12 protein-coding genes and 2 pseudogenes are annotated in these 16,904 nt (G+C 58.1%); 7 read left to right on the top strand and 7 right to left on the bottom strand.

The annotated features are described in order from the left end of the window. Window positions 1-23: 23 nt before the first annotated feature. The 3 genes and pseudogenes from AC2YJX_RS24575 to AC2YJX_RS24565 form a co-directional block, all read left to right on the top strand. Window positions 24-518: pseudogene (locus AC2YJX_RS24575) on the top strand (ATP-binding protein); the annotation flags it as partial. 54 nt (window positions 519-572) lie between these two features. Continuing rightward, window positions 573-893 (top strand): annotated as a pseudogene (locus AC2YJX_RS24570) (transposase); the annotation flags it as partial. A 327-nt stretch (window positions 894-1,220) separates the two neighbouring features. Continuing rightward, window positions 1,221-2,264: a CHAT domain-containing protein gene (locus AC2YJX_RS24565; RefSeq protein WP_487257540.1), complete on the top strand. Its 1,044-nt coding sequence runs from the start codon at window positions 1,221-1,223 to the stop codon at window positions 2,262-2,264. Between the two features lie 6 nt (window positions 2,265-2,270). On the opposite strand, the gene cap4 is transcribed toward AC2YJX_RS24565, so the two are convergent. Genes cap4 through AC2YJX_RS24545 form a run of 4 tightly spaced genes read right to left on the bottom strand, consistent with a single transcriptional unit; the run spans window position 2,271 to window position 6,862 of the window. Then, window positions 2,271-3,668 carry a CD-NTase-associated endodeoxyribonuclease Cap4 gene (gene cap4 / locus AC2YJX_RS24560; protein ID WP_487257539.1) on the bottom strand — a complete coding sequence of 466 codons (1,398 nt, stop codon included), beginning with the start codon at window positions 3,666-3,668 and terminating at the stop codon, window positions 2,271-2,273. Continuing rightward, window positions 3,665-4,108 carry a Mov34/MPN/PAD-1 family protein gene (locus AC2YJX_RS24555; RefSeq protein ID WP_487257538.1) on the bottom strand — a complete coding sequence of 148 codons (444 nt, stop codon included), beginning with the start codon at window positions 4,106-4,108 and terminating at the stop codon, window positions 3,665-3,667. Before AC2YJX_RS24555 ends, cap4 begins: the two co-directional genes overlap by 4 nt. 1 nt (window position 4,109) lies before the next feature. Then, window positions 4,110-5,870 carry a ThiF family adenylyltransferase gene (locus AC2YJX_RS24550; protein ID WP_487257537.1) on the bottom strand — a complete coding sequence of 587 codons (1,761 nt, stop codon included), beginning with the start codon at window positions 5,868-5,870 and terminating at the stop codon, window positions 4,110-4,112. Beyond that, window positions 5,867-6,862 (bottom strand): SMODS domain-containing nucleotidyltransferase, encoded by a 996-nt coding sequence (locus tag AC2YJX_RS24545; protein WP_487257536.1) that lies wholly within the window; start codon window positions 6,860-6,862, stop codon window positions 5,867-5,869. The genes AC2YJX_RS24550 and AC2YJX_RS24545 overlap by 4 nt, the downstream gene beginning before the upstream one ends. A 282-nt stretch (window positions 6,863-7,144) precedes the next feature. On the opposite strand from AC2YJX_RS24545, the gene AC2YJX_RS24540 reads away from it, so the two are divergent. Genes AC2YJX_RS24540 through AC2YJX_RS24530 form a run of 3 tightly spaced genes read left to right on the top strand, consistent with a single transcriptional unit; the run spans window position 7,145 to window position 9,092 of the window. Continuing rightward, window positions 7,145-7,531 (top strand): helix-turn-helix domain-containing protein, encoded by a 387-nt coding sequence (locus AC2YJX_RS24540; RefSeq protein ID WP_106447559.1) that lies wholly within the window; start codon window positions 7,145-7,147, stop codon window positions 7,529-7,531. Next, window positions 7,532-8,401 carry an ImmA/IrrE family metallo-endopeptidase gene (locus tag AC2YJX_RS24535; RefSeq protein ID WP_487257535.1) on the top strand — a complete coding sequence of 290 codons (870 nt, stop codon included), beginning with the start codon at window positions 7,532-7,534 and terminating at the stop codon, window positions 8,399-8,401. Between the two features lie 43 nt (window positions 8,402-8,444). Beyond that, entirely contained in the window at window positions 8,445-9,092 is a 648-nt protein-coding gene (locus tag AC2YJX_RS24530) for a hypothetical protein (RefSeq protein ID WP_487257534.1), read from the top strand. A 206-nt stretch (window positions 9,093-9,298) separates the two neighbouring features. Here AC2YJX_RS24530 and AC2YJX_RS24525 read toward each other — a convergent pair whose 3' ends face one another. Further along, entirely contained in the window at window positions 9,299-13,879 is a 4,581-nt protein-coding gene (locus tag AC2YJX_RS24525; protein WP_487257533.1) for an NACHT domain-containing protein, read from the bottom strand. Between the two features lie 39 nt (window positions 13,880-13,918). On the opposite strand from AC2YJX_RS24525, the gene AC2YJX_RS24520 reads away from it, so the two are divergent. Further along, window positions 13,919-15,490 (top strand): argininosuccinate lyase, encoded by a 1,572-nt coding sequence (locus tag AC2YJX_RS24520; protein WP_487257532.1) that lies wholly within the window; start codon window positions 13,919-13,921, stop codon window positions 15,488-15,490. A 153-nt stretch (window positions 15,491-15,643) separates the two neighbouring features. Here AC2YJX_RS24520 and AC2YJX_RS24515 read toward each other — a convergent pair whose 3' ends face one another. Together AC2YJX_RS24515 and AC2YJX_RS24510 are read right to left on the bottom strand one after the other, a co-directional pair. After that, complete coding sequence (locus AC2YJX_RS24515; protein WP_487257531.1) at window positions 15,644-16,075, bottom strand: H-NS histone family protein; 432 nt, start codon at window positions 16,073-16,075, stop codon at window positions 15,644-15,646. Window positions 16,076-16,268: 193 nt separating this feature from the next. Continuing rightward, window positions 16,269-16,844, bottom strand: a complete 576-nt coding sequence (locus AC2YJX_RS24510) for a hypothetical protein (RefSeq protein ID WP_487257530.1) — start codon at window positions 16,842-16,844, stop codon at window positions 16,269-16,271. Between the last annotated feature and the right edge of the window lie 60 nt (window positions 16,845-16,904).

Below are 16,904 nucleotides of genomic sequence, written 5' to 3'. Positions count from 1 at the left end.
CGGGTCTGGATGGCTCGCGCTTGCTGATCGAGCATCTGCTGCAGGCCGAGACCACGGATCGGGCGATGCGATCGGTTCAGTACCAGATGGCATCGGCGCGCTTCCCCGTGCACCGCGATCTGGCGAGCTTCGACTTCGCTGCCTCGGTGGTCGACCAGAAGCTGATCCAACAGCTGGCGACGCTGGAGTTCACCGAAGCCGCCCACAACGCCGTGCTGGTTGGCGGACCGGGCACGGGCAAGACGCATCTGGCGACTGCGCTGGGCGTCTCAGGCATCACGCGCCAAGGCAAGCGTGTGCGGTTCTACTCGACGGTCGACCTGGTCAATGCGCTGGAGCAGGAGAAGGCTCAAGGCAAGGCTGGGCGCATCGCCAATGGCCTGTTGCGCATGGACTTGGTGATGCTGGACTAGTTGGGCTACCTGCCGTTCAGTCAAGCCAGCGGAGCGCTGCTGTTCCACCTGCTCTCCAAGCTGTACGAACACACGAGCGTGGTGATCACCACCAACCTGGACTTCGGAGCCTGTCAGAAGTTTTGTGTGTGAGGCATAGCATGTCAACAAGGAGCATGAATGCCACGCAAGACGAAGACAACCGCAGCAGCGGACAAGGCGGCGCAGCCACAATTCTCAGCCGCAGCGCTTGAGCAACTGATCCCCGGGCCGGTGACGCCAGCCGAGCTTGAGGGCATCTTCCAGCAGTTCAAGAAGGCCGTATTGGAGCGCGCACTGGGCGCCGAGATGAGTCACCACCTGGGCTACGCGCCCGGTCAGGCCAAACCCGAAGGGGCTGCCACCAATCACCGCAATGGCAGGAGCGCCAAGACCGTTCTCACCGATGTCGGCGCTTTGCGCATCGACGTCCCCCGCGATCGCGAGGGCATAGTCCCTCCATTTCGACTGCATGAACTTATGAAGAAACGTTACAACAGGGGGGAGATGCAGGCAAGAAAATTGTTACCTGAACACCCTTGTCTTCGTCTTGGTGAAGAAAGATGCTTAGTGAGAGCGATGCTTGTTATTGCGGAACCTGCAGCTTGGGATCCTTTGCAGCGGTTGCAGTCTGTCATGCTTCCATCGTGACCGACCGATCACTGCGGCAAAGCGGCCGATCGCAGAGCTTGATACATATAAGATCTTCAGTGCTATGAGATAGGAATGATTAGCCGATTCAACTTTGAATTGATTCGGTGCCATAGAGGAGAGTAAATGAGTGTGGATATGTACCGACGCCAGGTAGCCCAGGTTCGGGACGGCATTGCAAAAGCAATGGAACAAAAGGCAAGAGAGGTGCAAAAGGCTGCCGACGCAGGTAAAAAATCTCTTAGCGCACGATCTGCTGCGAGCAAAACCAGCACTACCTCAACCCTTCAAAGTAAATTGCGCGAGGCAAGTCTATATGCTGAAGAGCAAGCAAAACATGAGCGTGAGGTGGCTAAGCTAGAGAAGAAGATCGCGGACGAGCAGAAAAAGCTTGGGGCGGCTCAAGGGCGGTTGGACAGCGAAGAGACGAAAGCGCTGAAAAAAAGAAATGAGGAGCAAAAGCGCCAGCAGGCTGCTCAGCAGATGCAGTTGCGAACGATGAAATCGAGTCTGATGCAGCACGAGGTACTTCATCGCGAGACCATTGCACGCGTTGATCTGTTAAGTGCATTGCCCGAGCAAATCGTGGTCGCGTTCTTCGCTACTGATCCGGCAACAGCGTCCGACCGCAGGCTTCTTTTGGACGAAGAGGTACGAGAGATTCAGCAAAAAATCCGTCTCTCAGATCACCGCGATGCCGTCAAACTAGAGTCACGCTGGGCTTTGCGGTCTGGAGACATTCTTCAGTACATGAATGAGCTGGGACCTACTGTTGTCCACTTTAGTGGGCATGGCACGAACCAAGACGAGTTGGTTCTGCAGGACCGTAACGGTGATGCAGTCTTCGTTTCTCTAGCAAGCCTAGTGGGTACATTTGAGCTTTTTGACTCTGTTCGGCTGGTGTTCTTTAACACATGCCATTCGTACAACCAAGCAGCCGCCTGCACTCAATACGTAGATGCTGCCATCGGTATGAATCAGGAAATTGGCGACACAGCAGCACGTGTATTTGCCTCACAGTTCTATTCCGCTATTGGTTTTGGCAAGTCAATTCCCAATGCGTTCAGGCAAGCTAAAAATGCTTTGATGCTCGAGGGAATACCAGAAGAGTCGACGCCGGAACTCCATCTGCGTAGCGGGATTGAGGAGTCTGATTTAATCTTGGTCAAGCCCAAGGTCTGAGGGCGTTTATCGAAGCCGGACCGTGGGTATGTACTTTCCCTGGTCCCAGTCGTACAGCTGAATGGCACCGATTCCGTTGAGCCGGTGGCCAAGCGCCATCGCAAAAACGGAGGGCGCCTTGATGAAGAGGTGAATGCAGCTCAACTGATGCTGACCACGGAACTCGGCCAACTTCACCTTGGCTTCGTGCACTGCCCGGTTCAGGGTAGCGATGTCCGAGACAACGGAACTGGAGGTCAGCGACAGCTTTGGCGATGTGTCCAGGCCGAATGCCTCAGCCTGAGCGTCGACATCCGCATTCGAGCCGTTAGGGAAGCTGATGGAGACCACCCCCTCCAGCCCAGTCGAGGTGAAAGCACTCTCATAGTCAGCAAAGAACTGCTCTTTTGCCTGCGTGTGAACCGACGTGTCAAAGAACTGGCCGTTGTGTTCCATTGTGAGCGTGAAGTTGCATGTTGCCGAGAAGGTGTGCCCCAACAGGCAAGCCGTCGACATACGATGCTTGGCTGTGAGGCTAATACCGCGGCGCGGCCGACTGGTCAGCACGAACTTCCCCATTTCCGCCAGACTGCGCTGTAGTTGCTCCCAAGCCGTTTGACCAGCAGTTCCTCTGTTGGGGCCGTTGAAGGCCGACACGTCCAGGCCAATGGGGCCGAGAGCAAAGCCCAGATCTGATAGCTGCAAGGCGGATGGCTTGGCTCGCCAACGTTCTGCCACCCCTGGCACGCTGTCCATGAGGGCTTGTTCGATGTCCTTACGATAGACAACGCCCTTCACTGACTGGGCCACGAGCTCCTTGCATTTAGCACGGAAGGCGTCCTCCTCTTGGCGACGCAGGTCCAGTTCAGGGAGGTATTTGCCCATGGTCGCACCAAAGCCAGCCCCAACCTGGGCGTCACTGTATTGAACGAAGGCCACGCGCTCCAGAACGAACGTGGCAAGCTCCGACGTCTGACCCAGCTTGACAATGGAATCCACGATATCCGCTGCAGCAGCGATGCGGATAGAGGAGTCTTGATTCAGGGCCTCAGCGGGGCCACGGTAGCGCGCAAGCTTGTTGAACAGCGGCGCGAACTCAGCGACAAAGCCGCCACACAGAAGCACAAACTGCACATACTCGTCCTGAGCTGTATCGTGCAATTCCTTGAAGTGGGCGACCTCACTCCAGAACTCTACTTTGCTGAGCTGATGTCGCTTAGCCTCGTACGTGATGCAGTAAGTCCCGCCGCCGGGTCGGAAGTAGCGGAACTCAATGTCACCAAGAAGCTCGCTGACTGCATGGCTGAAGGCGGTCTCTGCCAGAAGGCGTGGAATGCTCTCCAGCAGGTAGGCGTCTTGGTACTCGAATCCGCTTCGAGCGACCACGCCGCCAAGTGCCTGCGGCTGGAAAAGTGGTGAATTCATCTGCAGCTTTCGAACACAAGAGTTGAGCGGCCGAATCTTCCGTCTGGAAGGTAGGTGTGCGCACTACCCTCGAGTTGCCCAGATGTGTTCAGCTTCAATATCAACAAGACCACGAAGTTCGCTTGCACTTGGCGGTTGGTGACGATGTCTAACATTGAGCCGTGATCTGTCGAGCTCGGTTGCACTGAGAAACTCGGATGTGAATGCCATTCGCCCAGGTAGTTGAACCGCCGGAAGTCGTTGCCCTGCTTGGCGCAGAAGCGCTTGATCGAGGCTGCGACGCCAGAAAGGCTCCGCACGAAGCTTGCGACGGTTCCAGGCCGCTGCACGGTGACCATCCGGACTGCGAACTGGTCAATGCCCACATGCTCACCCAGAAGCACGCCGCCGCATTCTCGTACCCCCGCGTGCGTCAAAGCTCGGATTAGCGTGGTTTGCACATCAGCTGGCAGTATCAGCTGCAACACCAGGGCTGCCCTCCATCGCCGACTGCAACACCTCGAGGATTTGCGCGTCTTCAGGACAAAGCAACTGCACCTTCTCGGGCGTGAGCAGGGTGGCCGAGCAATCGATGGGTATCGTGTCGAATGGCTGCTTGAACTCCCAGAACTTGCGGTAGCCCATCAAGTAAGCTGCGACCGGATATTCAGACTGTTCTCCGGCGCACAGCGTGTCGATGGCGAATTGCGTCATTGAGGCGGCTAGGGCCGACACATCTGCATCGCTACCGACGAGCACCTGACCATCAACGGCCGTGGCATAGCGCCGAGCATCATGCGCTTCTTGGCCTGGCACGGGTTCGAGCTGCGCCATGTAGGCGTGAATGCATGCGCGTATGGACGCCGCGTCTCCATCCAGGCCTGGCCGACTGCGCGCCATTTGACTGCCAAAACCACCCGCAAAGACTTCCCCCCAGACCATGGGCAACTTCGCCGACTTGCATAGTGCCGACAGCGTCAGGAATGCGTGGGGATTGGCAGTTGCATCAATCACGAGGCTGCATTCGGTCAGAGCGTCGTACAACCGTGCCATGACCCCGGGGTTCTCTTGTGCGCCGATGTTCAATTGAGTGGCTTCCACCATCACGCCCGGAGCCACCAACTCAATGTCGCGCTTGAGTGCATCTACTTTGTTGAAGCCCACAGACCGCCAATCCAGAGCGTTGCGCACAAGGTTCGCAGCACCCAAAATGTCCTCGTCCACCAAGGTGAATCTCCTAGCACCTGCACGCGCCATGGATACTGCAATCTTTCCTCCCAGAGACCCAGCACCCACGATAGCGACATGAGCGTCTGCGAGCGGGCGAAAGCTGTCGGGCAGTCGGCCACCCTTGTCGTTGGAAAAATCTAGCAGGTGATACTCCGTGAGGCGCTCGGAAGCATCCACCTGAAACGCTCGGAGCTTATTCGTAGGGCTGTGCACCACGATGAAGTATTCGTGAGCAAGGTTGGCATCGCGCGCACCGATGGGCCAGAGTTCTCCGAGTTGGGCCCTTAACGCCTGCAGATTGAGATCAACCGAGTGCAGAGCTTCACCCTGAGCAATGACAAGCCAACCGGCTTGAACACAGGCGCCTGGCCAGCCACTAGCAGGCACTTCCGCCACCTGCATTTTTGATACGTCGCCGATGCAGGTTGGAACTGCGACCCGGACGCCGTCTAATGAGGAGAGATGTATTTCGAGTGGATACAGGCCAGGGGCAGCGCGTGCTCGCAGCAGTTCCTGAAACCCGGTCGACAGGACGAAGCGGTACGGTTTGAACCGCGCTTCTTGCGCTGCGTTCTGTTCGTGGCGCGACAGCGGCGCCTTGAGCCGTCGAGGTGAGGTGTAGCTGATGAGCTCGCTCCAAAGGAGCTTATGTGCGCTGCGAACCAGATCGGCACCAGTAAATGTCGAAACCCAGTTGTCTGGGCCGTACTCCAGACATAGCACCCCATCGCCACCAAACTGGTGCCGGCTCACCCGATTCTCAGCATGCCGTGGACGGATGAAGGCGGGCACGTCAGGGAACAGGGATGGATACACCAGTACCCCATCGAAGATCCAGTCGCCAACCCTGAACTGAACGTACGCACACAGGTTCCCAGTTCGGGTCTTACCCCAGCCGTTCAGTTTGAAGGTGTCAATTTCGGATGGGAGAGCCTGCAGAAGGCGCGCCTCGCGCACCATCCGACTGGGCTGGGCCTGCAACGGCGACATCATGCGAACCCGCTCGGCTTGTTGGGGACTGCGGCCACTGCCGGGAACGAAAGCCCCACACCGACAACCGGGCGCACCAGCGACGACGCGGCAGAGCGGGAAGAGGCAGCTGCGGGGAAGCAGGACCCCAGGACCTCGCGCCACTTCTTTAGTGCCTTGTCGTCGTCCGTCTCGTTCTTGGCATCCCGGGCCAGCTTTGCATGCTCCTTGACCTTGTCATAGAAGGTTTGAAACTCGTCGGCCGTCACATGAGAGAACACGTTGTTGCCGGCCACCCCTGGGTCTTCCAAGAACGGCACCAGGCCTGCCGCGGCGTAGCCAGCGTAATCGTCGCGAATGGACTCCAGCAGATCCACAAATAATGTCTCGTAGTTGGATTGTGTCGTGCTCATGAACTTCGAAACCACGCACTCCAGGATGAACCCCTTCGGGCGGCGCAGGTCGGCGAGATTGACGCGGCGCCACCACTTGAAGAGCTTAACCAGCGGCTTGAAACGGCCGCCCGTGCGACTGTTCTCGTCAATCGTCCACTGTGTATGCGCAGGAGGGTTGGTGGTCAGCCATTGGCCGAGCTGTTTGTCCGGGATAAGGTAAGACAGCCCGTTCTCGATGATGGGCACCACGTCCATATCAACCGTGGACAGCGTTACGGCGATAGAGCGGCGGTTGACATTGACGTTTTTGTAGCCTGCGTCGCGCAGAGCCTTCTCCAGGGTGGTGAGTACGTCGTCGGGGTCATCGTCCTTGCTGTGCTTCGTCACCACGATGATGTCCACGTCGGGACGCTGAAGTACGCCGTCGATTTTCTGGGGACGGATCGCGGTGTCCCGCTTGTACGAACCAGACAGGAAGTCGGTCTTATGAACCTTGGCGAACTCATCATCCGATTTCAGGGCGGCACGCAGCGTCGTATGTGCGCTGGAACAGGCGTTAACGGTGGAGGTCGAGGGCTCAATCTCGTAGAGGAGGTCTGTAAATTGCTTTTGTGTAGTCATTGGTGCACCCGTAGGTTGGCATTGCGAACGCGATGACGTTGTGGCAAAGTCTGTTGTCCAGACGGAACAACGGTCATCAACCTTGCCAATACAATGTGCCCCGTTAAACGCTTGAGCCGTGTTGTCTGGCTGGACAACAGTATATCGAAATCATCTTTGCCTGCAAGAGGGCTACCGCTTTTCTATGTCCATTGATTCTTGAGTCGACAACATCTGACATCCGCCAATTCGTATTGGCTGCACACTGGGAATCTGGCCCCTACTTTGAATTCAGGAAAACACATGCCACAAACCGGCCTGGGAACGGCGCTACGCGAGCTCCGAGAACGGCGCACCCTCTCATTGCGGGAGTTGGGCCAACTGGCAACCATCGACCACGCCTACGTTCATCGACTGGAAAGCGGAGAGAAGGCAAGCCCATCACAAGAGCTGCTCGAAAAGCTCTTGAAAGTCTTGAAGCCAAGTGACCGAGACGCCGAAGTCATCTCCTGGCTGGTGGAACACCCTGATACAGATGTCGACTTGGTGAGGTATGTTCTGGCCGACGACTCTATTGCCACGGACATATTCACGGCGGCAGCTGGCGTTCGTCATCGCGGCACAGCCCGGCCGGACCCCGCCACCTTAATCGCTCGAATCAGGAGAGCTTTTGAAGAGGACGACGAATAGATGGATGAAGCAGACGTCTTGCAACGAGCTCGAGCCTTTGTGGCGGGCGTCGATACCTCCAACATTCAGACTGATCTCTCCACGTATCTGGTGGCCGCCAATGCCAAGGTCATCAAAGAAGAGATGGGAAAGGGGGAGTCAGGCTCCACCATCACAACACCCAAAGGCAAGCACATCATCCATGTGAACTCGCTGGAGAGCGAGAGACGGCAGCGGTTCACCGTGTGCCATGAGCTTGCCCATATCGTGCTTGGACTGCCATCAACTCATGACGAAGTTCCGTCCTGGTCGTTCTCAAAGCGGGACTCTAATGAGGTGATGTGCGATCTGTTCGCTGCCGAGCTGCTGATGCCGTACCAGCAGTGGTTGAACAAGGTGCCCGATGGCGATCCTTCGCTCGAGGTCATTGAATTCATGGCTGCTGAGTTCCAGACCTCATTTCCTGCCGCAGCATCCCGCTACGCGAATCTTGCGAGCATTCCCTGCGCGTTCGTCACTATGGACAGGGGTATGGTTAGGTATGCCGCTCGGTCCACAACCCTGCGCCACGCAAACGCCCGCATTCCTGCTCGGACGCCGGTTCCACCTGGTTCGGTGGCGTACGACATAAGGGCGGGCGGTGTTAGTGGAACCCGTGTGGATGAGGTCGCTCAGAACGTATGGTTTGAGAACTGGGAGAAGGGTCTCGACATGTTCGAGCTATCCAGGCACTACCAACCCACCGACACTACGCTATCCCTCTTATGGTTTGACGAAGAGGATCTGCCAGAAGTCGAGGTCACCCGCTTCGGCGTACGCCTTGTGGATGACGGTGGTCTTGCCGAACTGACCGGAGAGCTTCCCTGGCCGAGTGGGAAAAAGCGTCGGTAGATAGCTCTGTGTTGAATGATGTTCTAACGAAGGACTTAGAGCGATGCTGAACTTTCCTCAGCGGGTACGCGACAACATCCTTCCGCTCTCCGAAAATCAGACGCTCGCCGAGGCTTTCGATGAGTGGAGATTTGCCGAGGAAACAATTGACCATGAGCAGCGCGGCGAAGTTTGCCAACTGTGCGAACAAGAGGATCTTCGATACCACTTCCTCATTGAGAACGAGCTGAACGGGAATCAGCTCTGGGTGGGCTCCCAGTGCATCCTGAGGTTCGAAGTGGGTGTGTTCGAAAAGGGCCGAAAGCTCTCGCCGAAGGATGCGAAAAGAAAGATCAATCGCATCTTTCAGCAGATGCGTTTCGACGTCTGCATCAAGGCGTTGGAGCGCGTGGTGGCGGCTGAGAACAATGAAATTCTCACGAATGCATGGGCTTACTATCGCAAGAACGGAAATCTCACTCCCAAATATGCGTTCGTGGTTCTGTGGCGCTTGCAGGTACACAAGATCGACCACAGTCCAACCTTCTTCAAAATATCGTTGAAGACTGCCCGCCATAAGGCGAACCTGGCTGACATGGATCCTTCGCGGGTCCACCTCATCTGGCCGGCGCTTACATCCGGTCAGCGCGTGATTGCCCAGAAATTCGGACACACACCGCCGCCAGCGCGAGAAACCGCCGCCTCTTCATAAACCAATCCGGATAGATTGTTAGTCGAATTCCGGGCTGCTTGGCGCTCGCTCAATCCTTGTCATCAACGAATCCGAATGCATCCGGTGTCTTACCCACTCTGAAGTCCGAGACCGATTTCAGGTAGTCGAGGAGTTCGGTCTTCTCAACAGGCGCGGAGATTACCTTGGGCATGATTCTGGCAGTCAGTTCGGTTGCGCGGCTCGCGTCAGGCATCTGGGCGCTCAGCCGCACGCAGCCATTCGCTAAGAACCGAGGTCGGCATAGACAGGAACACATCCTGAAGAGCCACGACTCGCCGCAGGAATTCGCCGTTGTCAGAGGCTTCGCGTTCCTCGCCCTCACTGAATAGCAAAGTCAGCAGCGTACCGAGCGGCTGGTGGTCATAGAACGGAGTACTGTCCTTGGCCTTGCAGATCCCCGCGACGATTTCGGAGATTTCCAGCGCCTGCTCGGGATCGGCCTCGGCAAGACGACTGAGCCATTCGTCTACGCGAGCCGGCAGATTGTCGCCTCCCTCTGTGCCCATATTGCCGTAAACGTAGAGGGCACGGAACAGGCTCAGCGGTACTCGCGGTGTCGGCGTTTGGCGCTGGAACAGCGAACTCATGCGACGCATCAGCGAGGGTTGCGCCACCAAATGACTGGCGGCCGCGGTCAGTCCGGCAAAGCAGTCTGAAGCGAACTGGGCGGTACCGGCGTTTGCGACCCAAACTGAGATGGCGCCATCCCAGGCCGACTCCTCCGCGCGCTCGGCTAACTTTTTCAGCAAAACCTGCAACGGAATCTGCCCCTCAAGCACCGCCAGCGCAGACAGGCGTCCCCAAGGCTTGAGCACGACCGGCAGCTGCGATTTCTCCATGCGGTCGAGATACTGCTTCGCGCGCGCGAACAGCTTCCCCGTGGCGTAGTACAGCGTCGGCGCCGCATACTTCCACACGCGTTGGTCCTCATCAGTGAACGCCGCATCAAACAGTTCCCAACCCAGTTCGGTCTTCGTCTGGATGTACGCGAGATCCTGGATGATTGCGGCCCGCACAGCGGGATGGCAGTCCTGAGCCAGGCGCTTGAGCGCTGGGACCATGAGCGGTGGCAGTTCCCGCTCAGCCGCGAGAAGGTTCTTCGCCAGCGAGAGCAGCCCCTCGGCAAGTTCCCCGCGTGAACTGTTGATGGCCGTGGAGATCAGGTCGTCATCCTGGCGCTCACCGCAAGCCGGATCCTCTGCCTTGACGTGAGCAGGCGCCATGAACAACACGCGGGCCACGTCGGCGTCTTCTGTGACTTGCGATGCGCAGCCAGCCAGAGCCGTTGCGCCTTCGCGGCTTCCGGCCCAGTGTTGCGGATGCCGCTCCAGCTCTGAGAGCAGCAATTCCAGAATTTCCGGGCGTTCAAGATCCTCCTCGGCCTTCCATGCGGCGTTCTGAACGTTGCCATACCGGTATAGAAGGTAGTTGGCAGCGCCGCCGAACATCGCGGATTTGGAGCGTTCGGGCAGATCAACCCAGCGCTTTACGAGCAATCCGAGGAAGCGGCGCGGCGCATTGCTTGCGACGGCACTCAGAAGTGCATTGACCGATTCGAAGCCACCACTGAATCCACGGAATGCCCGTGGGCCGTCACCGAGGGATTGGCTGCTGATCACCAATGTGACCAGGGCATCGTCGCTGAGAGCGACCACCTGGTCCGCAGAGTACGGTGCACTGACGAAGCCGCTGGATGAGTAGATTTCGGGCTGTTCAACAGGAGGCGGCAACTCGACCGCCATCCGCGCGATGGTTGCTTTCACGGCCTCGGAGCGCAGCAGCACCGGGATCCGACTCATCAGGCCATAGCGTTCGGCCTCCACCCAGGGCTTAGCATCGTCTTCATGCTCAGCCAGGCGGCGGAAGATGTGCCGCTCAACAAGTTCCAGCGCGTCTTCAAGATAGGGGGCCGTCGCAGAGATCAAACGTCCCAACTCATAGCGATCTGTCAGAGCCGCGCGACGATCATCGGCGAAGAACTGCTTGGCAGCTTCGGCATTCCGCTCGGGAGACTCGGTCATCGCCAGCGTCCCGATGTAGCGAAGTGCTCCACAGTCGTTCAGGCAGATACCGAGACCGTTGGACTGCCACCAGGCGTCGTGGGCCTTCGCGCGACGCAGGATCGCAGCCTCCACGCATTGCACCAACCTCGCAATGGACGATACATGCCGCAGTTGATGGTTCGAGTGCGTGACCGAGTAGCTAGTCTCATCGCGCAGCTCATCGTTGGGGCCGTCAGCCACTTCGCCAGGCGCGGCACGAGGTCCGAGGGCCAAAGTCCTGCTCCACGTTTCTAGGGTGGACACGGCCAAGCCCAGCAGCACATCAGAATCGACCAGACGCTGGATCAGATCCTTTCCCACCTGGAAACGCGACTCGTCGAACTGAAGCTTCTCCTCAATCTCGCGGTCCCGTGCGGGATGCCGCGGCACTTCGCCGGTGATATAGCGCCAGAGGAGTGCGTCGCCCCGAGGATCGTGTCGGGCCCATCGCAGCAGGATATTGCCGAGTAGGTCGTAGTCCGTGGCCGGGGTTTCAATTAGTGATTCAAGGAGCGGCTGGGCATCCACCTTCTCCAGATGCGCAAAGCCACGCACTGCGAAGCCAAAGTGCGCGCGCAGGTTCTTGTCCTTTGCGTGGCTGGATGCTGCGAAGCGTGTCCAGAAGGCAAAGACGCCTTCAGGGTCGTCATTCGCCCAGCTCTGTAGCTTCAAGAAGTGAAGCCCCAGCCAGTTGGCGTCGCCCTCGCTTTCCAGCATGGGCACCAAGTTGCGCATCCAAAAGTAGTGCCACGCGACTTCTCGACCGCCATCGTAAATCGACCGAAAGTGCTCTTGATGCCTGCGAAAGAGGTGCCTGATGAGGCTCCAGTCATCATCGTCCGGGTCGCATACGGCGTAGGACTCAGCGATCAGACGCTTGATGTGGAATGCGACGTCACTGTCGAAGACGGCTCGCAACTGCCCGCCGAAGCTTGACCTGTCGCTCAGCCGGAGGTGAATGAAGAACGCGCGGATCGCCGGCCGAATGAACGGGACCGGCTGCAAGGACCGGATGAACGCCAGCAGATTCAGTCCACGACGGACGGCGTCCCGCACAGCCAGCGCATCAAGCAACGTCTGGTGGCCGAACCCGACGTCACCCCGATCGCTTTCGAACAGCACATTGGCACTTCGCAGGCGTCGCAGTACGTCGTCATCAGCTATCACCCTGCTGCGTCGCAGCTGATGACGGCGCTGGGTCAACATTTCCTTGGCCATCGTCTCAATAGCGACCATCGCCGGGGTGCCCAGATCTGGGTCTCCAGCGACCAAGACGTCGAGATAGTTGTCGGTCAGTTCCTGTGCGCTGGACACGTTCTTGCGTGTGGACTTGGACGCGATATCGGTAAAGAGAGCAAGATTGCGCGGATTGCGTACCAGTTCCTGTGTCACTGCATCGAGCCCAGCCGTATTCACGCCCAGCTCGCGCAGTAACGGATCGACCACAGCGTCCCAGTCAAGCAGACCGATCTCGACCGTTTGATCCCAGCGTCTGTCGGCCAGCTTTCGGTTGTATTGCAGATCGAAGCTGCGGCATGCCACCACCACGCAGACGTTCGGAATCGCCCTCAGACGATCAATGAGGTTCAGGAAAAAGGTGAGGCCTTGCGTCTCGCGGTTCAATGAGAGCACATCCAGAGAGTCCACGACGACAATGACACGCTTCCACTGCGACATAGCCGACACTAGTGCCGGGATGTCAGGGTCCAAACCGAGGGCCACCCGGCCATCATGATCAGTGGCATCAGCGAAATCTCGTGCCTGCAGGAAGAGCGTTGCTATATCGGTGCGCGCTTCCAGGAGATCGACGAGATGCAAAAGCACGCAGGTCTTTCCTGCACCCGGCCCATCGGTCAGCAAGATGCTGCCGCTGGTGGCCGTGGCCTTCATCAAGTCCGTGACCGCCTTGCGCTCGACACGCTTGCCGGAAATCTCGCGTCGCCATTCTCGACCAATCTTCGACATGCCCTTGAGCTTGCCCTCGATCTCGACTTGAGCACGTGGGGGCGCGATGGCGCAACCCTTGTCTTGGAGGAGTTGGAGCAACTCGCTCCGCGTGATTCGATGTTTCTCTGCAACCAGTGACGGATCGGCGGTGCGTGCACCTAACCCATCGAGCACAGTCCATAACGCGTTGTAGGCGTCGGTAACTCGTGTGACATGCTGGCCGAGATCCAGCTTGAGATGTTCCTCGAAGTCCCCCAGCCCACGGGTCAAATCGAACCTGATCCGTCTGAGCAAGGCATGGATGTCGTGCGTGCCTTTCCCGAGCGCGCTTTTCCACGCCGCCTCCAGCTTGGCCAGCTCCGGCTTCAGCGTCTTCGGAAAGCCACTTTGGAATGCCGCAAGGTCCGGCGTTTGCTGTGCGCGCTCGACCATCCGCGCCAGATCCCCAAAATCCGCACGGGAGTAGAACCGAACGTTCGCGTTCGGTTCTGCCATCAAATGCTCAGCCGCCTTTCTGAGATCGTCTTCAATCTCGGCGACCTTCCAGGCCGTGAAGCCGGGCTCGTTCTTCTTGCACTGGCAGCAGGTCTCTTGACCTGTAATCCAGCCAAGAATGAGGTCATCGACCGGCGCTGGAATGCCCCCGGAGATGACACGTGTCGAGTCGAGTTCCATCCAGTTCAGGGTCGGGTCCTTGATCATTCGAATCGCCCAGTCCATGGCGACACAGACTTGGTAGATATCGCCGCGACTGGAGCGCGTGCCTGCAAGACTCATGCTGGTTCTCCCAAGTGCTATTGATACGTGTTCTTCAAGATGTACTTGCCATGGACTCTAGGGGATCCGGCGGCACTCGACGATAACCTCGACACCGCGTGCAAGACCACGGCCGAGTGCCAGGCGCAGGTGGCCAAGATTCAGGGGGTGGTCAAAGGGGACGCCACCAGCGCCTTGTCCAAATCGCAAGACACGTTCTACTGGTTCGGTCGCATCAACATGGCATCGACGGTGGTGAATGCCGAGCAGGGCATCATCCCCAAGGCCCAGGCGGGTCGCATCGCGCGCGGTGTTGAGCTGTCGATCACCCAGGCCACCACACCCGGTGGCAAGCGCCCCACCGACGTGCTGCAGGTCGAAAAAATTATCACGGATGCAGTGGGCCCGGAGGCAACGCTGATCCACACCGGGCGCAGCCGCCAGGACATCCACTCCACCTTGAATGCCGCGCAGCTGCGCCTGGAAATGCTGGACTTTGCCGATGCGCTGGACCAGGTGCGCGCACGGCTCATCAACACGGCGCAGGCCCACACCGCTACCTTTGTGCCCGCATACACCAATGGCGTGCAGGCCATGCCCATCAGCTATGGGCACTACCTGATGGCCTGGGCCGACTCGTTCGCGCGCGATTCGGCGCGCATTCGCGAGGCCTATGCCCGCATCAACCTCAGCCCCATGGGCACGGCGGTGCTGTCCAACTCCAGCTGGGGCATCAACCGGCAGCGCCTGGCGCAGTTGCTGGGTTTTGACGGGCTCATCGTGAACTCGCTGGACGCGGGGCAGATCAGCACGTACGACATTCCCATCGAGGCCACATCCATCGCCAGCTCCACCGCCATCCGCGTGGGCGCATTCATGCAGGACGTGCACACCCAGTACCACCAGACCCGGCCCTGGTTGCTATTGGCCAGCGGCAAGACCTACACCAGCAGCGCCATGCCCCAGAAAGCGAACCCGGGCATCATCCAGAACACCCGCGCCAAGGCCAGCGATGTGGTGGCTTCGGCCCAGGCATCGCTGTGGCGCGCCCATAACGTCACGCCCGGCATGATCGACTACAAGAACACCTGGAGCCCCGGTAGTGCCAAGACCTTTGTGCAAGGCGTGGAGATGCTGCAGCAGTTTGCCGATGTGCTGGACGCGCTGCGGATCGACCCCGCACGCGCACTGGACGAACTCGAATCCGAGTGGACCACCTCGATGGAATTGGCCGAGGCGTTGCAACGCAGCCATGGCGTGCCGTTCCGGGTGGGTCACCACTTTGCGTCGGACGTGGTGGTGTTTGCCAAGGCGCGCAACATCCGCCCCAAGGATTTTCCGTACGCCGAAGCCGTGCGCATCTACCGCGAAGCGGGCAAGAAATACGACCTCAAGGACCAGCGCCTGCCGCTGGGTGAAGCCGCATTCCGCCGCGCTTTGTCGCCCGCAGACATGGTGACCACACGCACCGGCACAGGCGGGCCGCAGCCGCAGGAGGTCACGCGCATGGCGACCGTTGCCAAGGACACTCTGGCCAAAGACCGCGTGTGGTCGGGCGAAGCGCGGCAGCGGCTGCTGGCGGCTGAGGCTGCGTTGAATGCGGCTTTTGAGGGCGTGAAGTCCTTGCCCTGAGCGGGCACCTCGGAGACAAAAGAGAGGCGCTGCGAGCGCCGCCCTTGAAGCTCTTGGGATCGCAAACGTGCTCGAGCGGCTGAGCCGCCCGCCGATACTTCAACCGACTGTTACTTGGGGGTTAGTGGGTCACTTCTACGCGGAAATCAACAGTCAGTCCTGCCTTCTCGCGGACTCAGCTGCCATCTCCGCTAGGAATGGGCCCTCTTGAGTCCTTGGGCGCTCTATCAGGAAATCGTCGCGGTTCTTCCCGGCAATCCAGGCGGGCGCTCTACCTCGTCCTGTCCAAGTCGCGCCGCTTTTTTCGTCACGATATTTTTGGGCTACCTTTTTGACGACGGGCTTCCAAGGGAAGACTTGCTGGGCAGTGAATCCAAACTCAGCCACCAGCTCGTGTACTTTCCTCAGCGCATCCTCAGATGCCTCTTTCCGGGCCTCTGAAATCGCGGCATCCAGCTGCGTTCGTTGTGCCAAAAGTTCCTTCAGTGTTGTTGTCATCGCTTTGAGTTTTTCGCGGAATCCCGCCTGTGGCTGAATTATCCTGTCTCCGCTTTGGAATGTGTTCGATGGGAAGGTCAACGTCAAGGCTGTTGGCGGCAGCGTCAAACTGAGCAGAAGGGGGTGCGGATAAAAACTTGGAATGGTTTTATCCGCACCCCCAGCTGGTCAAGATTGCATCGGCACCAACACCTATGGATCAAATTTGATGGGTCAGGCATCCAACGCCCTGATATGCCGGGAAGTACAAAATCGTTGCGGGTTGAAAACTCTTCTGCTTTCAATTCAGAGCAGGCGCCACCGCGAGTTGACCAAGTAGATCTGAATGGCGGCGCTTCAAGGACTGAAATGTAGCAATCGTTTGCCTCTCGAATTCCTCTGGCCACTCGACCGTTGACCGCCAGTTATATTTCTCCTGCTGATCCTTCCATCGCTTATGGCGCACTGCCCACGAGTTGCAGTGATCCAGAAAAATCACGAACGTATCAGGGAAAATTGCACCCTCAATTAAGTGAGCCTTAGCTTTTATTAGATTCTTGATGTACTCGTTTCTTGGCAAAAAGTCGGCCTCCGCCCAGTACAACCAAATGCGAAGCTCTTCCTCAGGAAGCTCTTCGTCATCCAAGAAAACATACTCTCGACCCAAACACTCCAAAAGATCCCGAAACGTCCTTCGCCCCTCATAAAGAGAAGCTGCGAGAGGCCCGTAGAACTCTTCAATTTGTCGTTCGATAAACTTCAGCTGCGATTGCAGTTGATGATTGCGCCGGTCTTTACGCAATGACAGTTGGTGGGTGACAAGCCAACCAGTTACCGCCCCCACGCTACCGATCGCAATAGAGATAAAATCCATCATAACACCCTCCTTCTCAGCACCGAATTCAGATCAGTCGATTAATAGGGAATTGAGCACCTC

Source organism: Acidovorax sp. SRI_002 (genome assembly GCF_057586455.1).
Note: the sequence above shows the minus strand (reverse complement) of the source record. Positions and strands in the feature narration are given on the sequence as shown.